The sequence below is a fragment of the Halomonas sp. CnH100-B genome (assembly GCF_024124605.1).
GTDB lineage: Bacteria > Pseudomonadota > Gammaproteobacteria > Pseudomonadales > Halomonadaceae > Vreelandella.
Genome location: NZ_JAMXRX010000005.1, coordinates 141275 through 162571, shown reverse-complemented (window position 1 = coordinate 162571; position 21297 = coordinate 141275). Strand labels below are relative to the sequence as shown.

General features: G+C 59.3%; 21 protein-coding genes. 10 read left to right on the top strand and 11 right to left on the bottom strand.

Going from position 1 to position 21297, the window contains the following annotated elements; translation table 11 throughout:
* The first annotated feature begins 174 nt into the window (after positions 1 to 174).
* Positions 175 to 783 carry an OmpW family outer membrane protein gene (locus NH398_RS13040; protein WP_253018884.1) on the top strand — a complete coding sequence of 203 codons (609 nt, stop codon included), beginning with the start codon at positions 175 to 177 and terminating at the stop codon, positions 781 to 783.
* A gap of 66 nt (positions 784 to 849) precedes the next feature.
* Here NH398_RS13040 and pepQ read toward each other — a convergent pair whose 3' ends face one another.
* From pepQ to NH398_RS13005, 7 genes are all read right to left on the bottom strand, one after another.
* Positions 850 to 2148, bottom strand: coding sequence for a Xaa-Pro dipeptidase (pepQ, locus tag NH398_RS13035; protein WP_253018883.1), 1299 nt, complete (start codon positions 2146 to 2148; stop codon positions 850 to 852).
* A gap of 13 nt (positions 2149 to 2161) precedes the next feature.
* On the bottom strand, positions 2162 to 3073 hold the full coding sequence (locus NH398_RS13030; protein ID WP_253018882.1) for a LysR family transcriptional regulator: 912 nt from the start codon (positions 3071 to 3073) through the stop codon (positions 2162 to 2164).
* 49 nt (positions 3074 to 3122) lie between these two features.
* Positions 3123 to 4184, bottom strand: a complete 1062-nt coding sequence (locus NH398_RS13025; RefSeq protein WP_253018881.1) for an oligopeptide/dipeptide ABC transporter ATP-binding protein — start codon at positions 4182 to 4184, stop codon at positions 3123 to 3125.
* Positions 4181 to 5197 (bottom strand): ABC transporter ATP-binding protein, encoded by a 1017-nt coding sequence (locus NH398_RS13020; protein WP_253018880.1) that lies wholly within the window; start codon positions 5195 to 5197, stop codon positions 4181 to 4183. The genes NH398_RS13025 and NH398_RS13020 overlap by 4 nt, the downstream gene beginning before the upstream one ends.
* Positions 5198 to 5204: 7 nt before the next feature.
* Positions 5205 to 6149 (bottom strand): ABC transporter permease, encoded by a 945-nt coding sequence (locus tag NH398_RS13015; protein ID WP_253018879.1) that lies wholly within the window; start codon positions 6147 to 6149, stop codon positions 5205 to 5207.
* The gene (locus NH398_RS13010; protein ID WP_159341894.1) at positions 6146 to 7195 is read right to left on the bottom strand and encodes an ABC transporter permease; all 1050 of its coding nucleotides are present in this window, start codon (positions 7193 to 7195) and stop codon (positions 6146 to 6148) included. The genes NH398_RS13015 and NH398_RS13010 overlap by 4 nt, the downstream gene beginning before the upstream one ends.
* A gap of 132 nt (positions 7196 to 7327) precedes the next feature.
* Complete coding sequence (locus tag NH398_RS13005) at positions 7328 to 8899, bottom strand: ABC transporter substrate-binding protein (protein WP_253018878.1); 1572 nt, start codon at positions 8897 to 8899, stop codon at positions 7328 to 7330.
* A gap of 276 nt (positions 8900 to 9175) precedes the next feature.
* Between NH398_RS13005 and NH398_RS13000 the strand changes: the two genes are divergently transcribed.
* Entirely contained in the window at positions 9176 to 9688 is a 513-nt protein-coding gene (locus NH398_RS13000; protein WP_253018877.1) for a hypothetical protein, read from the top strand.
* Positions 9689 to 9694: 6 nt separating this feature from the next.
* Here the strand turns inward: NH398_RS13000 and NH398_RS12995 are convergent, their stop codons facing one another.
* Positions 9695 to 10087, bottom strand: coding sequence for a glutaredoxin (locus NH398_RS12995; protein WP_253018876.1), 393 nt, complete (start codon positions 10085 to 10087; stop codon positions 9695 to 9697).
* Between the two features lie 240 nt (positions 10088 to 10327).
* Here NH398_RS12995 and mpl point away from each other — a divergent pair, with 240 nt between their 5' ends.
* From mpl to NH398_RS12980, 3 genes are read left to right on the top strand one after another with little or no spacing between them, the layout of a single operon-like run.
* Entirely contained in the window at positions 10328 to 11713 is a 1386-nt protein-coding gene (mpl, locus tag NH398_RS12990) for a UDP-N-acetylmuramate:L-alanyl-gamma-D-glutamyl-meso-diaminopimelate ligase (protein WP_253018875.1), read from the top strand.
* Positions 11710 to 12378, top strand: a complete 669-nt coding sequence (locus NH398_RS12985; RefSeq protein WP_253018874.1) for a flavin prenyltransferase UbiX — start codon at positions 11710 to 11712, stop codon at positions 12376 to 12378. Before mpl ends, NH398_RS12985 begins: the two co-directional genes overlap by 4 nt.
* Complete coding sequence (locus NH398_RS12980; protein WP_253018873.1) at positions 12375 to 12998, top strand: LysE family translocator; 624 nt, start codon at positions 12375 to 12377, stop codon at positions 12996 to 12998. Before NH398_RS12985 ends, NH398_RS12980 begins: the two co-directional genes overlap by 4 nt.
* An 11-nt stretch (positions 12999 to 13009) precedes the next feature.
* Here the strand turns inward: NH398_RS12980 and NH398_RS12975 are convergent, their stop codons facing one another.
* From NH398_RS12975 to NH398_RS12965, 3 genes are read right to left on the bottom strand one after another with little or no spacing between them, the layout of a single operon-like run.
* Positions 13010 to 14401 (bottom strand): bifunctional DedA family/phosphatase PAP2 family protein, encoded by a 1392-nt coding sequence (locus NH398_RS12975; RefSeq protein ID WP_366070564.1) that lies wholly within the window; start codon positions 14399 to 14401, stop codon positions 13010 to 13012.
* A gap of 28 nt (positions 14402 to 14429) precedes the next feature.
* Positions 14430 to 15326 (bottom strand): diguanylate cyclase, encoded by an 897-nt coding sequence (locus tag NH398_RS12970; RefSeq protein WP_253018872.1) that lies wholly within the window; start codon positions 15324 to 15326, stop codon positions 14430 to 14432.
* A gap of 26 nt (positions 15327 to 15352) precedes the next feature.
* A complete protein-coding gene (locus tag NH398_RS12965) occupies positions 15353 to 16207 on the bottom strand; it encodes a hypothetical protein (RefSeq protein ID WP_253018871.1) in 855 nt (284 codons plus the stop codon).
* A 152-nt stretch (positions 16208 to 16359) separates the two neighbouring features.
* Between NH398_RS12965 and NH398_RS12960 the strand changes: the two genes are divergently transcribed.
* From NH398_RS12960 to mrdA, 5 genes are all read left to right on the top strand, one after another.
* Positions 16360 to 17667, top strand: a complete 1308-nt coding sequence (locus tag NH398_RS12960; protein WP_253018870.1) for a glutamate-5-semialdehyde dehydrogenase — start codon at positions 16360 to 16362, stop codon at positions 17665 to 17667.
* On the top strand, positions 17664 to 18338 hold the full coding sequence (nadD, locus tag NH398_RS12955) for a nicotinate-nucleotide adenylyltransferase (protein ID WP_253018869.1): 675 nt from the start codon (positions 17664 to 17666) through the stop codon (positions 18336 to 18338). Before NH398_RS12960 ends, nadD begins: the two co-directional genes overlap by 4 nt.
* A 116-nt stretch (positions 18339 to 18454) precedes the next feature.
* Positions 18455 to 18841, top strand: coding sequence for a ribosome silencing factor (gene rsfS, locus NH398_RS12950; RefSeq protein WP_159341904.1), 387 nt, complete (start codon positions 18455 to 18457; stop codon positions 18839 to 18841).
* The gene (rlmH, locus tag NH398_RS12945) at positions 18838 to 19305 is read left to right on the top strand and encodes a 23S rRNA (pseudouridine(1915)-N(3))-methyltransferase RlmH (RefSeq protein WP_253018868.1); all 468 of its coding nucleotides are present in this window, start codon (positions 18838 to 18840) and stop codon (positions 19303 to 19305) included. Before rsfS ends, rlmH begins: the two co-directional genes overlap by 4 nt.
* Positions 19306 to 19389: 84 nt before the next feature.
* A complete protein-coding gene (gene mrdA / locus NH398_RS12940; RefSeq protein WP_253018867.1) occupies positions 19390 to 21297 on the top strand; it encodes a penicillin-binding protein 2 in 1908 nt (635 codons plus the stop codon).

Genomic DNA, 21297 nt, shown 5'->3' with positions numbered 1-21297 from the left:
CTTTTTTTATGCCTGCTTGTCGGGGCCGTTGGTTAATAAAAGCTATCAGAGTCAGAAAACCTATAATAAAATTTCACAGGAAATTTGGAAACAGTGTTCGTATACTATATATTGTATAGGTTAGCTGGTGTCGACCAGCACCAATCCCAAGCAAGATGCAAGAGGATGACCCTGATGAGCAAAATGAAATTGATCACCGCCGCTATCGTTTCAGCCAGCGCTTTCATGGCGAGCCAAGCCGCTATGGCTTATGAAGCGGGCGATGTCTTTGTTCGCGGCGGTGTTGCCCAAACGGACACGGGCTCAGGTAATGGCAACGTTGGTGGCGCAGACCTCAACGTACAAAGCGCACGTGGTTTCACTTACGGTGCGGGCTACCTGTTTAGTGACAAATTTGGCGTTGAGCTCAACAGCTCGGAAAAATTCGAGCATGATCTGAACACCACGCCCGGCGGTAGCGCAGGTAGCGTAGATCGTCTGCCGGTGAACCTGCTGGTGAACTACTACCCGATGGGTGGGTTGGATTCCAAAGTTCAGCCTTACGTAGGCCTCGGCTTGAACTACACCAGCTTCTCTAGCGAGCCAGCTAGCTTGAGCATCGATGAGAGCTATGGCGCGATTGGCCAAGCGGGTGTGGATCTGGCAGTGACGGATAACGTCATGCTGAACGGCTACGTTAGCTACGCTGACGTGAGCGCTGATATCAACGCGGCTGGCGCCACCATTGGTGAAGTCGATATCGAGCCTGTGACCATCGGCGGCGGTATCACTTACCGCTTCTAATCAAGGCTTGTTAGGTACACGCCCGGCTCACTGACGTGAGCCGGGCGTTTTTTTGTTGGCCAATCGTTACAGTGTTAAGTTATCTGAGCCGCTATCCGTCACCAAAATATTGTCCTCGATGCGAATGCCGCCGCAAATGGCAAGACGGTCGACCAGCGTCCAGTCGATGGGGTGGGTCTGCTTACGCAGCGGGGCGAGCAGCATGGGAATGAAATAGAGTCCTGGCTCGATGGTGACGACCATGCCGGGTTGCAGTGTCCGGGTGAGTCGCAGGGCAGGGTGAGCTTGAGGCGCTGGTGATGGCGTGCCGTCTGGCTGCATCAACCCGGCCACATCATGTACCTGAATACCCAACGAGTGTCCTAGCCCGTGGGGGCAAAAGGCTCTCGTAATACCTGCTTCCACGGCGCTTTCTGCGCTGCCGGTATACAGCCCGTGTGCGACCAAGATATCAGCCAAGCCTTGGTGCATTTTTTCATGCAGTGCAACGAAATCGACGCCAGGGGCGATGTGTGCAATCAGCGTATCTTTGAGGCTGTGCATGGCGCTGATTAAAGCGCCGAATTCGGTGGGGGCATCTGGGCCTGCATAGGTGCGAGTAATATCGGCGCAGTAACCCCGAAAGCGTTTGCCCGCATCTACCAGCAGGCTATAACGCTGCTCGGGGGCTGACAGGTCATAGCGCTGATAGTGTAAGACCCCGGCATGCTCATTCAGCCCGATAATGTTTTGGTAGGGCACTTCCGACTCGCGCTGTCGGCTGGCCCCCAAATAGGCGAGTTGCACATCCAGCTCGGCGGCTGCACCAATAAAAGCCGCGTTAGCCGCCTGATGACCTGCTACCGCTAGCCGGTTCGCCTCACGCAGGCAGGCAATTTCATAGGTGGATTTCACCATGCGTAGCTCATCGAGTTCCCGCACTAACGCTTCCGGGTGCAACGTGGCCACGTTAGCGAGCTGCGCGGCGCTTTCAAGCTCCGTTACATCGCCAATGATGGCGGCGAGGCCTGATAGCGGTGGCGTGATTTTGTCGCTACATAGATGCACATCAAACTCAGCGACCCACGGCTCTTCAGGTAGCTGTGTCGGCAAATGCCAAAAGTCGGCGGGCGCGTAAAGATAGAGCTGAGGGCGTTGATCCGGTTGAATCACCAGCCAGCTATGCTGAACGTCTGCTAGACCGACCCAGTGGATGAAGTGGCCGTAAGACTGAAAGCTGGTGGCGTGATCGTCGGCAAAGTGGTTGCGTGCGTGGCCGCTATAAATCGCCACGCTATCCAGCTGATGAGCCGCCATGCACTGCTGGTAAGCGCGCTGTAGCGACGCGATATGCTCGCGCTGCTGTTGATACAATGTTGCTGACATGAGAGAAGTCCTTTCAAGGTCGGGGCGGGGTGAGTTCGCTCCACAGGCTATCGAGTTCGGCGTGGTGTTGGCTTTGGTGACGATAAAGCCGCAGTTCCATGGGGACGTCCCAGCGGCTGTCACCCGCTCTCACCAGAGCGCCGCTGGCGAGCTCTGCCGCGACGTTGCGCTCGGGTAGCCAGCTCATGCCGTAGCCCAGCAGCACCAGTTCTTTGATGCCCGCTGCATAGAGGTTCTCACTTTGCGCCGTTAGGTACGTACTTTGGGGGAGTCTCGCCAGGTGCGCTTTGACCGCCGAGCCTAACAGCCCTCGCTTGGGATACGCCAACCACGGCACTGGCTGCTGGCGTGAGCCGGGTAGCAAAGCGCAGGCAGTGCCATCCCGCGCCAGCCCGGTTACGGGGATCAGCCGCTCATGGCCGATCACCCGATACGTACAGGCGCTGGTATCGATATCCAAATCGCAGCGCCCAACGGGCCAGTAACAAATCGCCAAGTCGCACTCTGCCCGGGCAAGCGCTTGAAAGTAGTCGCTGGCCACCCAGCCCGTGGCGCGCAAATACGGTTGAATACGCGCCTGCCAGCCGGTGCTGGCGAGCCATTCCGGCAGAAAGTGCGCCAGCAGACTTTGCGGTGCGGCCACCATGATGCGCCGCTGCTGCCCGGCGCTGATTTCACGAACGCGGTCGCGTGTTAAGCGAACCCGGTCGGTAACCTGTTCGCATAGCGTCAAAAACTCTTCTCCCGCAGGCGTTAGCGATAGCGGTAGCGTTTGCCGATTGATCAGCGTAACGCCCATCTCCTCTTCCAGCAGCTTAATGCGCCGGGAGAAGGTGGGCTGTGTGACGTGCTGTTCGTCGGCGGCGCGGGAGAAGTGTCGCGTTCTGGCCAGGGCGATGAAGTCTTCTAGCCAGCGAATTTCCATGCCTTACCTCGCAAAGCGGCCAAGCGTATAGCGGTTGAGAGGGCCGCGCTCATAGGCGGCCTTCCTCAACAGCGTGACACGCCACGCGGGTGCCGTCATCCTGGGTTTTCAGGGCAGGAATTTCCTGTTTGCAGCGGGCGTTGGCATGGGGGCAGCGGCCATGAAAAACGCAGCCGCTAGGTAGGTTGACCGGCGTCGGCACTTCCCCTGAAAGACGAATATGCTGCGGGCGGTCATCTTCCAGGCGGGGGATCGCTGACAGCAGCGCCTGGGTATAGGGGTGGCGGGGCTTGGCAAACAGCGTTGCCGTCGTCGCCACCTCACATACCGTACCCAAATACATCACCGCCACCCGCGTCCCAAAATGCTCTACCACCGCCAAATCGTGGGTAATGAACAGATAGGTCAGGTTACGGTCTCGTTGGGCATCCATCAAAAGATTGAGCACCTGCGCCTGGATCGATACGTCCAGCGCTGAAATGGGCTCGTCGGCCACGATAAATTCGGGGTCGACGGCGAGCGCGCGAGCAATCGCAATCCGCTGGCGCTGTCCGCCAGAGAACTCATGTCCAAAACGCTTGCCCCAGTCCGGGTCGATGCCCACCGAGCGCATCACGTCTTCGACTTTGTCGAGGATCTGCTGGCGGTTCCAGTCGGGGTGGTGCAGGCGCAGCGGCTCTTCCAGGGTTTGCTGAATTGTCATGCGCGGGTTCAGCGATGCGTAGGGGTTTTGGAAGATCATCTGCATGCGCTTGCGGTAGGGCAAGAGCTGCTTTGAGCTGAGATTGTCGATGCGCTGGCCGTCGTAACGAATCTCACCTTCTGAAGGTGAAATCAGCCCCATGACCGTGCGCGCCACGGTGGATTTGCCGCAGCCAGATTCACCCACCACGCAGAGCGCTTCGCCGCGTTTGATGTCCAGGTTCACGCCGTTAATGGCGTGGACATACTCCTGATGGCGAACCAGCTTGCCGCCTTTAAAACGTAGCTGTTCCAGAAAATCACCGGAGAGTGAGAAGCGCTTTTTGAGACCGCGAATTTGTAGCAGTGACTCGCTACTCTCTTCATTTTGGGTTGGCATGGTCGCTATCGTTTCCGCCTGGGCGTTCATAGGCTTTCCTCCTTCAAGCGGCGATCTTCCAGCATTTCCGCCACCATGTGACAGGCCACGCGACAGTTTCCAGAATCAACGAAATCGTGGACTTGCTGGGTGCATGCAGGCCGAGGCTGGCCGTCGGCACGGTTAATAAAGTCGCAGCGGGGGTGAAACGCACAGCCGCTGGGCAGGTTAGAGAGCGACGGCATGCTGCCACGAATCTGATTGAGCTTTTCCCCAGGCGTTGCCATCTGCGGCAGTGCGTTGATCAAGCCTTGCGTGTAAGGGTGCTGCGGGTCGTTGATGATTTCCCGCGTGGGGCCTTGCTCAATGACACGGCCTGCGTACATGACCAGCATGCGCTGAGTCACTTGGCTCACCACGCCCAGGTCGTGGGTAATCAAAATCAAGCCCACGTTGTGCTGCTCACACAGCTCCAGCAGCAGCGCCATGATTTCGGCCTGGATCGTCACGTCTAGCGCCGTGGTAGGCTCGTCGGCAATGATGATGTCCGGGTCGAGCAGCAGGGCGATGGCGATAATAATACGCTGGCGCATCCCGCCGGAAAGCTCGTGGGGGTACTGGTCTAAGCGCTTTTCCGGAGAAGGGATCTGCACCTGGCGCAGCTTATCCAGGGCGATGGCACGGGCTTCTTTGGTAGAGATGCGACGGTGTGCCTTTAAGCACTCCACCATCTGTTCGCCGATGGAGAGCACTGGGTTCAGCGTCATCATCGGATCTTGAAAGATCATCGAAATGCGGTTGCCGCGCACTTTGCGCAGGCCTCGCTCCGACATGCTGTTGAGCTCTTTCCCTTCGAAAGTAATGCTACCCCCGGCAATAAACCCGGGCTTGGCGATCAAATTCAGCAGTGAGAAAGCGGCGACGGATTTACCCGCGCCAGATTCGCCTACGATACCCAAGCGCTCGCCGCGCTCCAGGGTGAAATTCACGTCGCGCAGGGCGCGCACTTCGCCCTGGCGCAGGGCAAAGCGGACATCGAGTTGAGAAACTTCAAGAAGTGCCATGGTGTCCTCAGCCTTTGTAGAGTCGTGGGTTCATGACATCGCGCAGCCAGTCGCCCAGAAGATTGATTGACAGCACCAGCACTACCAGCACCGCACCGGGGATCAACGTGATCCACCAAGAGCCTGATTGAATATAGTCAAAGCCTGCTTTGATCAGCGAACCCAGCGAGGGATGCGTTTCCGGCATACCCAGACCCAAAAACGACAGCGCCGCTTCGGAGATGATGGCGTTGGCAATTTGCACCGTGGAGATAACGAAGATCGGTGAAAGCGTGTTCGGCAGCACATGGCGGAACATGATGCGTTTACTCCGCAGGCCCATGACACGGGCGGCATCCACGTACTCTTTGTTTTTCTCGGCCAGTACCGAGGCGCGCACGGTACGAGCATACTGGGGCCATTCAGCAAGGCCGATGATCAATATCAGCATCAGAACGGCGTACTGGCTGTAGAACGCGCTGCCCAGTGTGGCTTTCACCACGGCACCCACGACGATGGCCACCATCAGCGTCGAGAACGAGAGCTGAATGTCGGCCAGGCGCATCAGGAATGCATCGACACGGCCACCCAGGTAGCCGGCCATCAGGCCGAAGGTCACCCCCAAGAGGGCTTGCAGCGCCACCGCGCCAAAACCGATCAGCAGCGATACCCGCGTGCCGTAGAGAATGATCGACAAAAGGTCGCGCCCCTGGGCGTCGGTGCCCAGCGTATACATCTCGTCGGCGCCATCGATCCAAAAGGGCGGCAGCTCGGAGGCGAGAATGTCGATTTGCGCCAGGTCATAAGGGTCGGTCGGCGCTAAAAGCGGTGCTGAAAAAGCTGCAATGACGAGGCAGATGAAGACCGCCAAACACAATTGCGCCGTGCGGTCGCGTTTGAAGCTGTACCACAAGAAGGAGTCGCGCATGCGCTCCCAGCGGCTTGGGGCAGTGGACGTGGTAGACGTGGTCATGCGGGCTTACCTGTCAGTTTTACAGTGGGGTTCACGAAGCCGTAGATCAGATCCACGATGGTGTTCGTAACCACGAAAATGACGCCGACAATCATCAGGTAGGTAACAATCAGCGGAATGTCGGCACGGTTGATGGCGTCGAGGAACATCAGCCCCATGCCCGGCCATTGGAATACGGTTTCGGTCAAAATGGTGTAGGCCACCATGGTACCGATTTGCACGCCGCCCACGGTAATAACCGGCAGCATGGTGTTTTTCAGCGCGTGCACGAAATAGACCCGACGCATGGAGATTCCTTTGGCGCGGGCATACTTCACGTACTCGGACTGCAGCACTTCCATCATTTCTGCGCGAATCAAACGTATGAACAGCGGCAGCATGATCGACGCCAGCGACACGGCGGGCAGCACCAAGTGCTTCAAGCCGTCCCAGGTCACTAGGTTGGTATCCCAGTGGCCCACGACGTGCACCAAATCATAGCCACGGCCAAACGACGGCATATTGCCCTCGGTCGATAACACACCGTTGAGCCAAGCGCCCCAGGCCGTGCTTTCGGGGAACAGCGAGACGGTGATGCCAATCGAAAAAATTTGAATCAACACGATGGCGGTCAAAAAGACCGGGATCGAAATGCCGATGATCGATGCGCCCATGAAAAATCGGGAGATGGGCGAGCGCGGTTTGATCGCGCTATAAACGCCAATGGGCACCGACAGCAGCACGATGATTAGCGTGGCGGCAAAAACCAGCTCAAGGGTAGCGGGCAGGTGCCGAGCAATCACTTCCAGCGCCGGTTCGCGGTAGAAATAGGAGTCGCCAAAATCCCCTTGAACGGCATTTTTGGCAAAGCGCACGTATTGAACCAGGAAGGGGTCGTTGAGCCCCAGCCGTTCACGAATGGCTTCGCGTTCACTTTCGGGGACCGACTGTCCGACCATCTGCTGTACAGGGTCACCCAGGTTATCCTGGATGGCGAAGGCCAGTACACTGATGACAAACATCACCAATATTGCGTGCATCAGCCGCTTGATTAAAAAAGCAATCATGGCGTACGCCACCTATGTAGGTTAATCAGAGAAGCGCCGCATCAGGGCCGTGGCGGCCCAAAGAAAACGCTTCGCCCTCCAGCATGACTGGAGAGCGAAGCATCCTTGCGGGTTATCGGTTCAGCGTGGGGCTTAGCGCTCGATCACCAAGTCACCCAGGTAGGGGAAGTCCAGTGCGCTAACGACTGGTTCAACGTCAACGCCTTCCGCTGCGGCGTAGGCAAGATTTTGCCAGTGCAGCATGACGAAGCCGACGTCTTCATACAGCATGGCTTCGGCTTCACGCAGCATCTCGTTACGTTTCTCGAGATCGGTTTCGCCATCGGCTTCCGTCACCAGCGCGTCGATCTCTTCGTTGCAGTAGCTGCCGTAGTTGTACTGGCCAGCACCGCTCTCTTCATCGATACAGAACGAGAGGTATTGGAAGAAGTTGGCGGTATCTTCGGTATCCGCGTGCCAGCCAATCATGGCGATGTCGGACTGACGGGTGTCGTACTCAGGCCAGTACTGAGCCAGCGGCATGGTGCGCAGGTTAACGGTGATGTTGATGCGTGCCAGCATGTTGGCCACCGCCTGGGCGATTTGCGCATCGTTCACGTAGCGGTTGTTCGGCGCGATCATGTCGACGGTGAAGCCCTCTTCGTAGCCCGCTTCGGCCATCAGCGCTTGGGCGCGCTCCAGGTCGTAGCGAGGAACGAGATCCGGGTTGTGGCCAGAGTAACCTTCCGGAGAGAACTGGCCAGCCGGCGTGGCGAAGCCGCGCATCAAGCGGTCGGCGATGCCTTCCTGATTGATGGCCAGGTCAACGGCTTGACGAACGCGAGCATCTTGGAAGGCTTCCACGCGCTCTTCGTTGAGCTGGAAGCCGATGATACGGGTGCCGGGCACTTCGACCAATTCCACACCGTCAGCGTCACGCACACGATCCAAGTCGTTGGGCGGAACGGCATCGATGAAGTCCACACCGCCAGACAGCAGGGCCGCCACGCGTGAGGCGTTTTCGGCAATCGGCGTTAGGATGATTTCAGAAACGTTGCCTTCGCTTTCGGTGTCCCAATAGTCCTCAAAACGTTTGAAGTCGACGCGGACACCCTGGCGGCGGTCGGTCACGATGAACGGGCCGGTGCCTGATACGTTACGTGAAGCAAACGAGTTACCGGCTTTGACGATCTCGGCTTTGTCGTTACCTTCTTCGGTTTCGCCTGTGTAGAACTCGCTATCCATCGGGAAAATGTAGGTGGCGAGGTTCAGCAGCAGCGGATAGGGCTCAGACGTGGTGATTTCGACGGTGTAGTCGTCGATGGCTTCTGCGCTAGCCACCGGGTCAAAAATGGCGCGGTAGTCCGGGCTCTCTTTCAGACGCTCAATGGTCCATACGACATCTTTTGCTGTGAAAGGGTTGCCCGAGTGAAAGGTCACGCCTTCACGCAGGGTCATGCGCATGGTGGTGTCGTCGACCTGCTCCCACTCGGTTGCCAGGCGCGGCTCGAACTGGAAGTCTTTGGTCCAGCGTACCAGCGGATCGAAAGCAAGGTGCGAAAAGCGCAGCACGCCGCCCGAGAGCTGCTCATGCAGGTCCAGGGTTTCAGGGTCGGCAGAATAACCGATACGCAGGGTTTCAGCGCTAGCCGTCATCGGCAACATGGCAGTTGCTGCTACGGTCGCACCAATCACGGAGGCCAGTAGTGTCTTCTTGAGCGTCATCTTTGTTCCCATGCATGTTGTTTATTGTTCGCTTTACTGGGCGAGTCGCAGGCGCGTCACGAACCAGCAAAACAGACACGGTCAGCTCGTAAGCTATGCTGACAACATAGAGAGAGGTGATAGCGTCATACAATCGAAATAATGACTGGCATCATTCATCTGCTAAATGATGGGGCTAACGGCGCACGTTGGAAGCAATAGGATTAGACAAAAGTCGATGCGTGTCAGCGGTGGGTTAGGCTAGCCTCAAACCGATCACATAAGGCGTAGTAGACGATGTTCAAACAAGGAGTTGGCTGGCTGCTCGCCAGTGCATTAACCTGCGGCTCGCTGCTGGCAGGCGCTGACGAAACGGCGAACATAGTCGGAACGTTGGACGGTGAGGAGCATGCTTGGTTCGTATTACGACAGGGGGACGACTCCAATGCGACGTTTATGGAAGTCGGCGATCAGCGCCAAGTCGAGGTTACCGGCTTCATCGACCCGTTGGAGTGGGATGCTCAAGAGGCGCTGGTACTGAGCTTCGTGTTGGAGGGTGACAAGCTCGTCGCGGCCAAGGTCATGCAGCTCATCGGTCATACGGCTATGCCACCTCTCTATACCTCGGAAGGGGGCAGTGTCGACGTGACGTTGAACCACGGTGAGCAGCAGGGACGCGAGCTACATTTAAAAGGCGAGATTCAAGGCGTGCTGGCACTGCAACGCGACGCGAATACGCCCCCCAACACGTCGGAGGGCATCGATATTCACGTCCACTTCGAGCTGGTTGCGCAAAGGGTGGAGTTTTAAAGGCCGTTAGTGAGCGCCAAAGCGCTGCTGCAGCCAGCGGTTGATCTCATCCGATTCATAGAGCCATGTCGCTTGGCCGTCATCATGCTCAATTTTCAGGCAGGGGACTTTGACCTTACCGCCGCCCTCCAATAGGGCCTGTTTGTGGTCGGGGTCTAGCTGGGCATCTCGACGTTCGATATTGAGCCCCAGTCGTGCCATCTCTTTGCGCACTTTGATGCAGAAGGGGCATGTCCGAAACTGGTAGAGCGCGAGTTTCTGGCAGGCGGCATCCACCTCGGCCTGCTCTTCAGGCGTGCGCGTAACGGAGGCGGGCGTCGAGAGCTTCTCGGAGATCAGCATGACCGGGGCCAGCAGAACGCGAACACCTCTAAAAAAGTAACGAATCAATAGACGCATGATGGACTCCTCTCCTGGGTTGCGGATCACCGCGCAGGGTCTGGTAATGGAAATGGTGAAGAAAGGGTGGGCGCATCCTGCAATAAATCGCCTCCATTGTCACTTTCTCTACCCTGCACGCCCTCTCTTCCCGCGAACGAGGTGAGCAACACCGCTTGGCGTGCTAATCTCAGCGCTCGTTGATTGATGTGTCTAGTAAGTTCAATCGTTTGAAATGGTTAGGAAGGGAGCGCTCGGCCCATGCGTCTACACATAATTGGTATCTGTGGCACCTTTATGGGGAGCCTTGCACTTCTCGCACGGGAGTTGGGTCATGAGGTGAGCGGCTCCGATGCCAATGTGTACCCGCCAATGAGCACTCAGCTTGCCGAGGCGGGCATCACGTTAATGGAGGGCTATCGCGAGGAAAATCTCTCGGAGGCCTTCGACGTGGTGATCGTCGGCAACGCGCTCTCACGTGGAAATCCAGAGGTAGAGGCACTTCTTAATCGTGGCCAGCGCTATACCTCGGGGGCGCAGTGGCTAGCGGATTACGTACTGCCAGGGCGCCACGTGATTGCGGTGGCCGGTACTCATGGGAAGACCACCACCGCAAGCCTTTTGGCGTGGCTGCTGGAAAGCGCCGGACTATCGCCCGGTTTCCTGATTGGCGGTGTACCGCGCAACTTCGGCGTGTCCGCTCGGCTGGGGGCTCCCGATGCGCCTTTCATAGTAGAGGCCGATGAGTACGATACGGCCTTCTTCGATAAGCGCTCAAAATTCGTTCACTACCGGCCAAACGTTGCGGTGATGAACAACCTTGAATTCGATCATGCCGATATCTTTCCTGACCTCGCGGCCATCGAACGTCAGTTTCACCATCTGGTACGTATCGTGCCCAGCCAAGGGCATCTGCTGGTGGCCGATCAGCAGCCCGCCTTGGAACGGGTGCTATCGATGGGGGCCTGGTCTCCCGTAATCCGTTTTGGCACCGGCCACGGCAGCCAGTGGCAGCTGCGGTTGGAGCGTCCCGATGCCAGCCGTTTTCAGGTGTTGCATTTAGGTGAGCAGGGCGAAGAGGATGGCGTCGTGGAGTGGTCGCTTACGGGCGAACATAATGCCCGCAACGCCCTGGCCGCCCTGGCCGCGGCACGCCTTTGCGGGGTGAATTTGGCGCGTGCCTGTGCGGCGCTGGCGCGCTTTCAAACGCCACGGCGTCGCCAGGAGGTTCGAGGAGAGGTCAACGGCATCCAGGTCATCGATGATTTTGCCCATCACCCCACGGCCATTGCCGCCACGCTGCAAGGCCTGCGCGCCGCTACCACCAAAGGACGTTTGCTGGCGGTGATCGAGCCCCGCTCCAACACCATGCGCTTGGGCGCTCTGCGGGAGCGTTTGAGCGAGAGCGTCGCCGAGGCGGATGCCGTGTTCTGGTTTCAGCCCAGCGGCGTGGCCTGGTCGATGGAGTCGCTCGTAAAGGCCCAAGGGGAGCGGGCCGCGCTGTTTGATGACATCGATGCTCTGGTCGATGCTGTGGTCACACAGGCGTCACCCCTCGACCGTATCGTGGTGATGTCGAACGGTGGCTTCGACGGCGTGCATGAGCGATTACTGGACGCATTAACCAAGCGGGAGCAGGCGAAGTGACGACGACGTTTAAACCACCGGTAACCGTAGCCCTCACCGGTGCCTCTGGCGCGCAGTATGGCTTGAGATTGATCGACGTGCTGGTGGACGCCGGGCACGAAGTGTGGGTGATGATTTCCAAGGCGGCGCATATGGTGATTGCGACGGAAACCGACGTCTCCCTTCCGGCGCAGCCGCAGCGTTTGGTCGAGGCGCTGACCGAAAGAAGCGGTGCGCAGCCTGGGCAGATTCGCTGCTTTGGCCGTGAGGACTGGATGGCGCCAGTGGCGTCTGGGTCGGGGGCTCCGTCGGCGATGGTCGTTTGCCCCTGCTCGACGGGCACGCTTTCGGCAGTGGCCACCGGCGCGAGCAATAATTTGATCGAGCGCGCGGCGGACGTCGCCATCAAAGAGCGCCGCACGCTGGTGATGGTGCCCCGAGAAAGTCCGTTCTCACCGATCCATTTAGAGCACATGCTGGCGCTGAGCCGCCTGGGCGTGGTGATCCTCCCCGCCGCGCCGGGGTTTTATCACCGCCCGCAGCGCCTGGAAGATTTGATCGACTTCATCGTAGCCCGCATTCTCAACCAGCTGGGGATTGCGCATACCCTGATGCCGCGCTGGGGCGAAGAATCCCACGCCACCGCGACCTCTCGCGATGCACAAAACAAGGACGGTGAGCCATGATGTCATGGGCGACGCTCTCGGTCTTCGTACCTACGTTTCTTTTCGTCTCGTTAACGCCAGGGATGTGTATGACCCTGGCCATGGTGTTGGGGATGACGCAAGGCGTCAAACGCACGCTGTGGATGATGATCGGAGAGCTGATTGGCGTCGGGTTCGTGGCTGCCGCCGCAGGGGCGGGCGTGGCCGCGCTGATGTTGCGCCAGCCAGAGCTGTTCGTCGCCTTCAAATGGGTGGGCGGTGCCTATTTGGCTTACTTGGGTATCATGATGTGGCGCTCCCGCGGGCGGATGGCCATTCCCAGTGAGCTGAATACCGGCCCGGCCGCCGGTCGGCTTCAATTGGCGATGCAAGGGTTGGTCACGGCGGTCGCCAATCCGAAAGGGTGGGCATTTTTCATGGTGCTGCTGCCTCCGTTTTTAGACGGCAGCAAGCCGCTAGCGCCGCAGCTCAGTATGTTGATCGCAGTCATTCTTACCATCGAATTTGCCAGTATGCTGGTGTACGCGACCGGCGGTAAGACGCTGCGTAAGCTGCTGGGCAAAAGCGGGAACGTCAGGCTACTAAACCGTATTGCCGGAACGTTGATGATAGGTGTCGGCCTGTGGCTCGCGCTGGGCTAAGTGGCACGCCATCACACGGGCGAGAAAAACACGACGCGGGTACCCACGCATAACAGCGACCCTAGCAGCAGCGCAGCCCAGGGGAGTGGCGGTAGCGGTGCCCGGTATCGGCGCTGCCAGTTAATTTGAATCATCGCGCAGACCACCAACCCCAGCAATGCGCCGCCGATGAGGTCACTCAGCCAGTGAACCCCTATGGCCAAGCGTGAGAGCGCCATGGGCAGCGCCGTGGCCATGGCCAACCAATACACCCACATACGTCGCTGTCGAGGCAGTCGCGAGGCCACGAAGGCAGCGAGCAGTCCAACGATGACGACCCACGTCGAAGTATGAGCGCTGGGGTAGGAGAACGACCCCGTGAGGTACTCCGGCGTCTCGGGCCTGGGCCTGGCGAAAACGGCCTTACCCAGCGTGTTGAGCGCACCGATGCCTCCCATGGCCACCGCGCCGTGCGCGAGCACGTCCCACCGCTTGATCCACGTCAGCCAAACGACCCAGGGAAGTGACAGAGCGGCGATGCCCGCTTTATCGCCTATTTGAGCAAGAAGCAGGCTCGTTTCGGTTAGCCAGTCGGCGCTTAGCCATGAAAAAAGCCGCTGCGCTTGAAGATCGATCATCAGCGGTTCGGGATGCTGTACCACCAGCAGTGTCCAGGCACAGGTCAGCGTCAGTGCGAGGAGCGATAAAAACAGCGATGCCAAGGGCACCTCGCCGCTACGGCTCATGGCCAGCCAGGGGCGGCGCATGGCGGGCACGCGTCGAGCCAAACGCGCTACGGCATAATACACGCGTCCGTGCCGTCCTACCTGGGCGCGCCCCCAGGAGAAGACGACGGCCAACCCCACGACGCTGGCTGCCATCACGAGCAAGGCCATCTCCACGTTGGCAGGCAGGTCGAGACGCCGCTGCCAAGTGTGGCCCAGCAAATAGCCCGGCAGCAGGTAGGCGGGCGCCCAGAGTAGCGCCGAGGCGACGTTGGCCAGCAAGAACGTGCGTGCGGGCATGTGCATCATGCCCGCAACGAGCGGAATGATCGGTCGTACCGGACCGACGAAACGGCCAATGAACACGGAGTAGACCCCGTAGCGCTCGAAAAAGCGCGCGCCCCGACCCAGCCACTCGGGATGTTGCGATAGAGGCCAGCGTGATACCACGTGATCGCGGTGGCGTGCGCCCAGCCAGTAGCTCACGCCATCGCCCAGCACGGCGCCCACGAACGCCGCGCCGAGCAGCCATGGCAGGGCAATCATCTGATGCCCTGCCATGGAGGCGGCTGCTGTCATCAGCACAACGCCGGGAACCAGCAGCCCCACCAGCGCGAGAGACTCGATAAACGCGATGCCTAGCACCAGAAGTACTAAAATCTCTGGAGAGGGCGATAGGGAGAGTAACGACTCGGTCATCGGCAAAGACGCATCCGTGGGTAGAAAGTCAACCGTTAGCCATCGCGTCGGCACGCGCTTCCAGGCGCTGTACGTAACGCTCGAAACTCTCTTTGCGCAGCGGCAGGCAGGTAGCAATGCGCGCTTCCAACTGACCGGTCTCGACCAATACGCAGCGGGACAAGGCTCGCTGCAGTCGCTCGCGCACGAGCAGGGCACCACTCTCACTGGTGTCGGGCAGCACCAGCCAGAAGGTGGCGTTCCCCGCGCGTCCTAGCAGATCGTGGTCGCGGCAGCGGCTATTGACCTCTTGGCACAGCGCCCCCAATAGCGCCGTTTGGGCACGCTGGCCAAACTGCTCTTCTGCCATGTCCAACTGGGGAAGGTGCAGCACCAAAACGGCCAAGCGCTTATTCAGCATGGCGGCGCGTTGGAACTCATTGTTCAGGCGCTCTTTCAGCGTATCGATGTGGTAAGCATTGCAGTCGCTGTCGTTAGGGTCCGTAGCACGCAGTAGCGCTCGGCGTCGGGCGTGTTCCCAAGGAGGCAGCGCAAGCAGTAGCACCAATACCACCACGCCCAACGAGAGCGGCGCCGCGTCGAAAGGCGCCAGCCATCCCCACGCTACCAAGCACACCGTGTTGACCGCTAGCGCACTCCATAAAGGAAGCAGTAAGAACGTTGCCGCAAGGGGCAGGCCCAGCCAAAGAGAGGCCGTGTCAGGGTGGGCATGCACGGCGCTCAATACCACGACATACGTGCTGATCAGTAACAGCGTGCGGGGGAGCGCGGGCTGTGTGCCCTGGGCCAAATGCATCAATAGACACACCAACAGCAATATCGACACGAATAGCGGCACCAGCAATTCACGATAGCTGCCCATGGCATAGAGCCACAGCGTATAGGCCGCCATCATGACGATGCTCGCACCATAGGTTGACGTCATTAGGCGCTTAGACGAGATGAGCGTGTTCATGCAGCCTCGCGTAACGGGGAGGTCGGAAAGCGGCTGAGTTCTTCGAGGGTCAACGATGCCAGCTCGATGTCCATGAGCGGCTTGTGCTGCGTGAGCACGCTATCCGGTAGCGCTGCCAGCAGCAGCGTGCGGCGGCTAGCGGCTTCACTGGGCGTTTTGGAAAGCATCAGCGTAGCTAGGGTCGTGCCGTTGAGGCGGTAGACGTTCTCGAAGTCGTAGGTGAGTTCGCACAGCTTTTGCGCTACCTGCCAAAGCTGATGCCGTCTTACCCGAAAGAGCAACACCTCGGCGTAGATGGCTTCCCGTTCAGAGCGTGTCTGTTCGCGCATCAAATCGCGCAGTAGCTGCTCGCCTGCCCAAAGATTCAAACCCGGGATCAGGCGCAGCCGTTGGCGAATGGCGCCGTTGATCGCCAGCAGTTGGTGGGTACGCGACATGGCTAACACCATCAAAACGGTCAGGGAGAGTGTCATCAGCAGCCAGGCGGGGAGTGGCATGAGCGGCGCCAGCACAAGGCAGCTGGCAAACGCCGCGCAGCCGTTGAACACGGCAGCCCATCGATGCTGCGGCAGCATGAAGACGGCCCCCCACGCCCAAATGAGTAGCGCATGACGTTCGGGGGCGGTCGCTATCAGGCCTAACAGCAGTGTACCGGCCAGCATTTGCCAGGGCAGGCCCCGGGAGCGGCGATGGCTAAAGTCGAGAATGAGGGCAGTCATCAATAGCCAGCCGACAGAGAGCCACATCAAAACGGCGGCCGCCGGCGCATCGCTGGGCGTCCAGAGAGATAAGGCGACGGCTGCGGCGAGCAAGTTGGCCCTCAATAGGCTGATTTTGTATTTGCTTTGCATGGTGGCTTACTATCTACCTGATGGCGAATGGCCCAGTGGCCCGTAGCATAACGCATTGCTTGGCCTCGTCCTTGGAATCACTCAGTATAATGTTCATTGGCAATACGACACGCCTCACTTCATTGGCAACGCTCACGACATAGGGAGATCGCATGCGCGGTTCAGATACATTCCAACAAGACGCCCAACACCATCTGGCAGCCGGGGATGTACCCGCGTACATGCAACAGCTAGGACAAAGCGCCCGAGCCGCCGCCAGCGCCCTGCGTCGCGCTGATACGCATGTCAAGAATCAAGCACTGGCCGCCATGGCCAAACGTGTCGATGCGGCGCGCAGCGATATTTTACAGGCCAATGCTCAAGACATGCAGCGTGGACGGGAGAATGGACTGGATAACGCGCTGCTGGATCGTTTGGCGCTCAATGACCAGCGCATCGACGCGATGATCGAGGGCCTGCGTCAAGTGGCGGCCTTACCAGACCCGGTCGGCGAGATTGATGGGATGAGCTATCGGCCCAGCGGTATTCAGGTGGGGAAAATGCGGGTGCCGTTGGGGGTGATCGGTATCATTTACGAGTCGCGTCCTAACGTGACCATCGAAGCGGCCAGCCTCTGCCTGAAATCGGGCAATGCCTGTGTGCTGCGTGGCGGCTCCGAGGCAAGCGCTTCCAACGCAGCGCTGAGCCGCTGCCTGCAAGCAGGGTTGGCCGATGCAGGGCTACCCGCAGGCAGCGTGCAAGTCGTGGCGACCACGGACCGTGCGGCCGTCGGCGAGATGATCAGCATGCCGGCCTATATCGACGTGATCATTCCCCGTGGCGGCAAGTCGCTGATCGAACGTATTTCCCGCGATGCCAAGGTGCCGGTCATCAAGCATTTGGACGGCGTGTGCCATGTCTACATCGATACGACGGCCGACCCCGCCAAGGCACTGGCGATTGCGGTCAATGCCAAAACCCATCGCTACGGCACGTGCAACACCATGGAGACGCTGTTGGTGGACGCGCCGGTGGCGGATATCCTACTACCTGAACTCGCCCGCGCGTATGCCGAACACGAGGTCGAACTGCGTGGCTGTGAGCGCACCCGTGCGCTGCTGCCCCAGGCGCTCGACGCCACCGACGCGGATTGGCAGGCAGAGTACCTGGCCCCCATCTTGGCGATCAAGGTGGTGGACGGCATCGAGGAAGCCATCGAACATATCGAGCGCTACGGCTCGCACCATACCGACGCTATCGTGACGCAGGACTACTCCCTGGCAAGACGCTTCATGGCAGAAGTGGATTCGAGCTCGGTGATCGTGAATGCCTCTACTCGCTTTGCCGATGGCTTCGAATACGGTCTGGGGGCCGAAATCGGTATTTCTACCGACAAGCTTCATGCCCGGGGGCCAGTAGGGCTGGAAGGACTGACGACACAGAAATACATCGTGTTGGGCGATGGTCAGGTTAGGCAATGAGTGAGACGCCACACCACCCGCAGCCTCTGCGGGTGGGCATGATGGGGGGAACGTTCGACCCGGTTCATCATGGCCACCTGCGCAGCGCGCTGGAAGTGCGAGAGGCGCTAGGCCTGGATACGCTGCACATGGTGCCTGCGCCGCAACCGCCCCTGCGCGATACCCCTCAAGTGTCGCCAGCCCAACGTTTGGCGCTCTTGCAAGCGGGCATCGGCGACGCCCCAGGGCTCGTGGCGGATGATCGTGAGCTTCACCGAGATGGCCCCTCCTACAGTGTCGATACCCTGGCCGAGCTTCGCCAACAGTATGGCGATGCGGTGCCGCTGGTCATGGTGATTGGCTACGACGCCTTTTTACGCCTAGCGCACTGGGATCGCCCAGAGCAGGTATTTTCATTGGCGCATTTGGTGGTCATTGCGCGTCCAGGCTATCAATCGCCGTGGCCGTCGGCGCTGACGGAACTGGTCGGCGATCGTGAAGTCAGTAGTGTCAGCGAATTGATGGCGCGCACGCGTGGCGGCGTTTTACGGTTAGAACTGCCGTCGCTGATGGCGATTTCGGCCACTTACATACGCCAACGGTTGAAAGAGGGAAAAAGCGTGCGTTATCTGGTGCCTGAGGCGGTGGAGCAGGCGATTTTTCACGAGCGTCTTTATCAATCCGATGAATAGCGCTGGCAGTCGTGAAAGAAGCCGTTACAATGGCCCGCTTGCAGGCTGATGCCACGTAAAAGTCCAACGTTAGTCACGATACTCTCTATCACCACAAGGGGTTGCCTTTAGGAGTCATGCACATCGATACACTGAAAAACCTAGCGATTGACGCGCTAGAAGAGCTGAAAGCACGCGATATCACGCAACTCGACGTTGCGAAACTCACCGAAGTGACCGACCTGATGCTCATCGCCAGCGGTACCTCTACCCGTCACGTGGCTGCCCTGGCGCAGAACGTGGTCGAAAAAGCCAAAGCGTCCGGTCTTCATCCTCGCGGCGTAGAAGGCGGTGACAATGCCGATTGGGTCTTGGTCGATTTGGACGACATCGTCGTACATATCATGCTGCCTGAAGCCCGTGCGCTGTATGATCTCGAGCGTCTTTGGGCCGACTTGCCCAGCGATGCTGGCGCCATCGGCGAATCGCTCAAACAGTTCGAAGAGCGAGCCACGATGTCATGAGGATTCGGCTGTTAGCGGTGGGTACCAAAATGCCAGCGTGGGTAGAGCAGGGCGTTGAGACCTACCGCAAGCGGCTTCCTCGGGATTTCACCTTAGAGATCGAAGAGATCCCATTGGGTCAGCGCGGCAAAAATGCCGATATCGCCAAAGCGCGTGCGCAAGAGGCGCAGCGTATCCGCGAAAAGCTGCGGGGGGATGAAATCGTCGTTGCACTGGAAGTCAAAGGGAAGCCTTGGACCACCGAGCAGCTCGCTCAAGAAGCAGATGCTTGGCGCATGGAAGGGCGAGATGTCGTACTGCTCGTCGGTGGCCCCGACGGTTTGGAACCTTCGCTGTCTGCCATGGCGGACAAAGCGTGGTCCCTCTCGCCCCTGACGTTGCCTCATCCGCTCGTTCGAATCATGCTGGCAGAGCAGCTTTATCGTGCCTGGACACTCTTGGTGGGACATCCCTATCACCGATAGGCGCTACGCGCCGCTGGAACCTAGGTTGCGTTTACTCCCCACTGGGGCCGCCGCTTTTATTGTTTGTGAGAGTCATCTGTTGCCATGCCCCAGCGCCGTGACACGCTAAAAAATCCCGAGCAAGAGCTGCGTATTTTCCGTGTCCGGGCGCTGCTTGCCGTGTTGGTGGTGGTAGTGCTCACCAGCCTGTTGGTCAGTCGGCTAGGCTATCTGCAAATCGTGCAGCACGACCTCTACAGCACCCGCTCTGAAAAGAACCGCGTGCGAGTCGAGCCTTTGCCACCCAATCGCGGGCTCATTTATGACCGTAACGGCGTGCTGCTGGCGGAAAATCGCCCCACCTACAATCTGACCCTAGTGCGTGAGCGGGTAGACGACCTAGACGACACTCTCGCTCTGCTGGTGGATCTTCTCGAACTGCCCGACGAAGAGATCGAGGCATTCCAGGTGCGTTCCCGCCAGCGCCAGCGACCCTTCCAGCCTGCGCTACTGATGAGCGACCTGAGCGAAGAGCAGATCGCTCGGCTGGCCGTCAATCGCCACCGTCTTCCCGGTGTCGAAGTAGAAGCGCAGTTGCTGCGCTATTACCCCGATTCAGAAGTCATGGCCCATGCGTTGGGATACGTTGGGCGTATCAATGCTGACGAGCTGCAGGAGCTCGATCCAGGCCGCTATGCCGGCACCCACTTCATTGGTAAAACCGGCGTCGAGCGTTTCTACGAGACCGAGCTACACGGCGAAGCGGGGCTGCGCAAGGTAGAAACCAACGCGCGTGGCCGCGTGCTGCGCGAGCTTGGCCGTACCGATCCAGTGCCTGGCGCCAACCTGACCCTGACCCTCGATCGCTCCTTACAAATGCTCGCTTACGAGCTGTTGGACGGTCGGCGTGGTTCCATCGTGGCCATCGTGCCCGATACCGGTGAGATTTTGGCCATGGTGTCGACCCCCGGGTTCGACAGCAACCAGTTCGTTACCGGCATCGATGTGGCCTCTTATCGGGCGCTGCAGGAAGACATCGACCTGCCGCTGTTCAACCGGGCCATTCGCGGCCACTACCCGCCGGGGTCGACCATCAAGCCGTTCTTGGCATTGGCGGGATTAGTGGAGGGCGTGATCACCCCCGACAGCACCATCAACGACCCTGGTTACTATCAACTGCCCAACGACTCGCGCCGTTACCGCAACTGGCTACGCTGGGGGCACGGCCGGGTGGATATGGAGCGCTCCATTGCGGTCTCCAACAACACCTACTACTACACGCTGGCGCACGACCTGGGCATCGATAAACTTCACGAGCAGATGACCAACTTTGGTTTTGGTCAGCGCGTGGCTCACGACGTGCAAGGGGAGAGCACGGGACTGATGCCCTCGCGGGACTGGAAAAGAGCACGCTTCAACCAGCCGTGGTACCCCGGCGAAACGCTGTCGGTGGGTATCGGTCAGGGGTATTGGCAGGTCACACCGCTTCAACTGGCCAGCGCCACTGCGGCGCTGGCCAACCGCGGGCACTGGGTGAAACCGCGCCTGGCCCTGCGCATTGGCGATGAGCCCATGCCCGAGGAGCTTCCCGATACGCTGCCCGATATCGAGCTTGCCAACGATAACTGGTGGGATCGGGTGTATAGCGGTATGGAGAAAGTGCTCAGCGGTAGCGAAGGCACCGCACGCCGAACCGGCGTGGGTCTGGAGTACCGTATGGGGGGCAAGTCGGGGACGGCCCAGGTGTTTTCCCTGGGGCAGGACCAGCGCTATAACGCCGAAGAGCTGGAAGAGCGACTGCGCGATCACGCCCTGTTCATGGCCTTCGCTCCCATCGACGATCCGCAGATTGCAGTGTCGGTCATCGTCGAGAACGCAGGGGGCGGGAGTACCCATGCCGCGCATTTGGCGCGGGCGATGACCGATGCGTGGCTACTCGAAGAGGATGCCCCCGAGGTCGATGACGTCAAAGAGGTGCTCGAAGAAGATACTGCCAACGTGGAGGGTAACTAG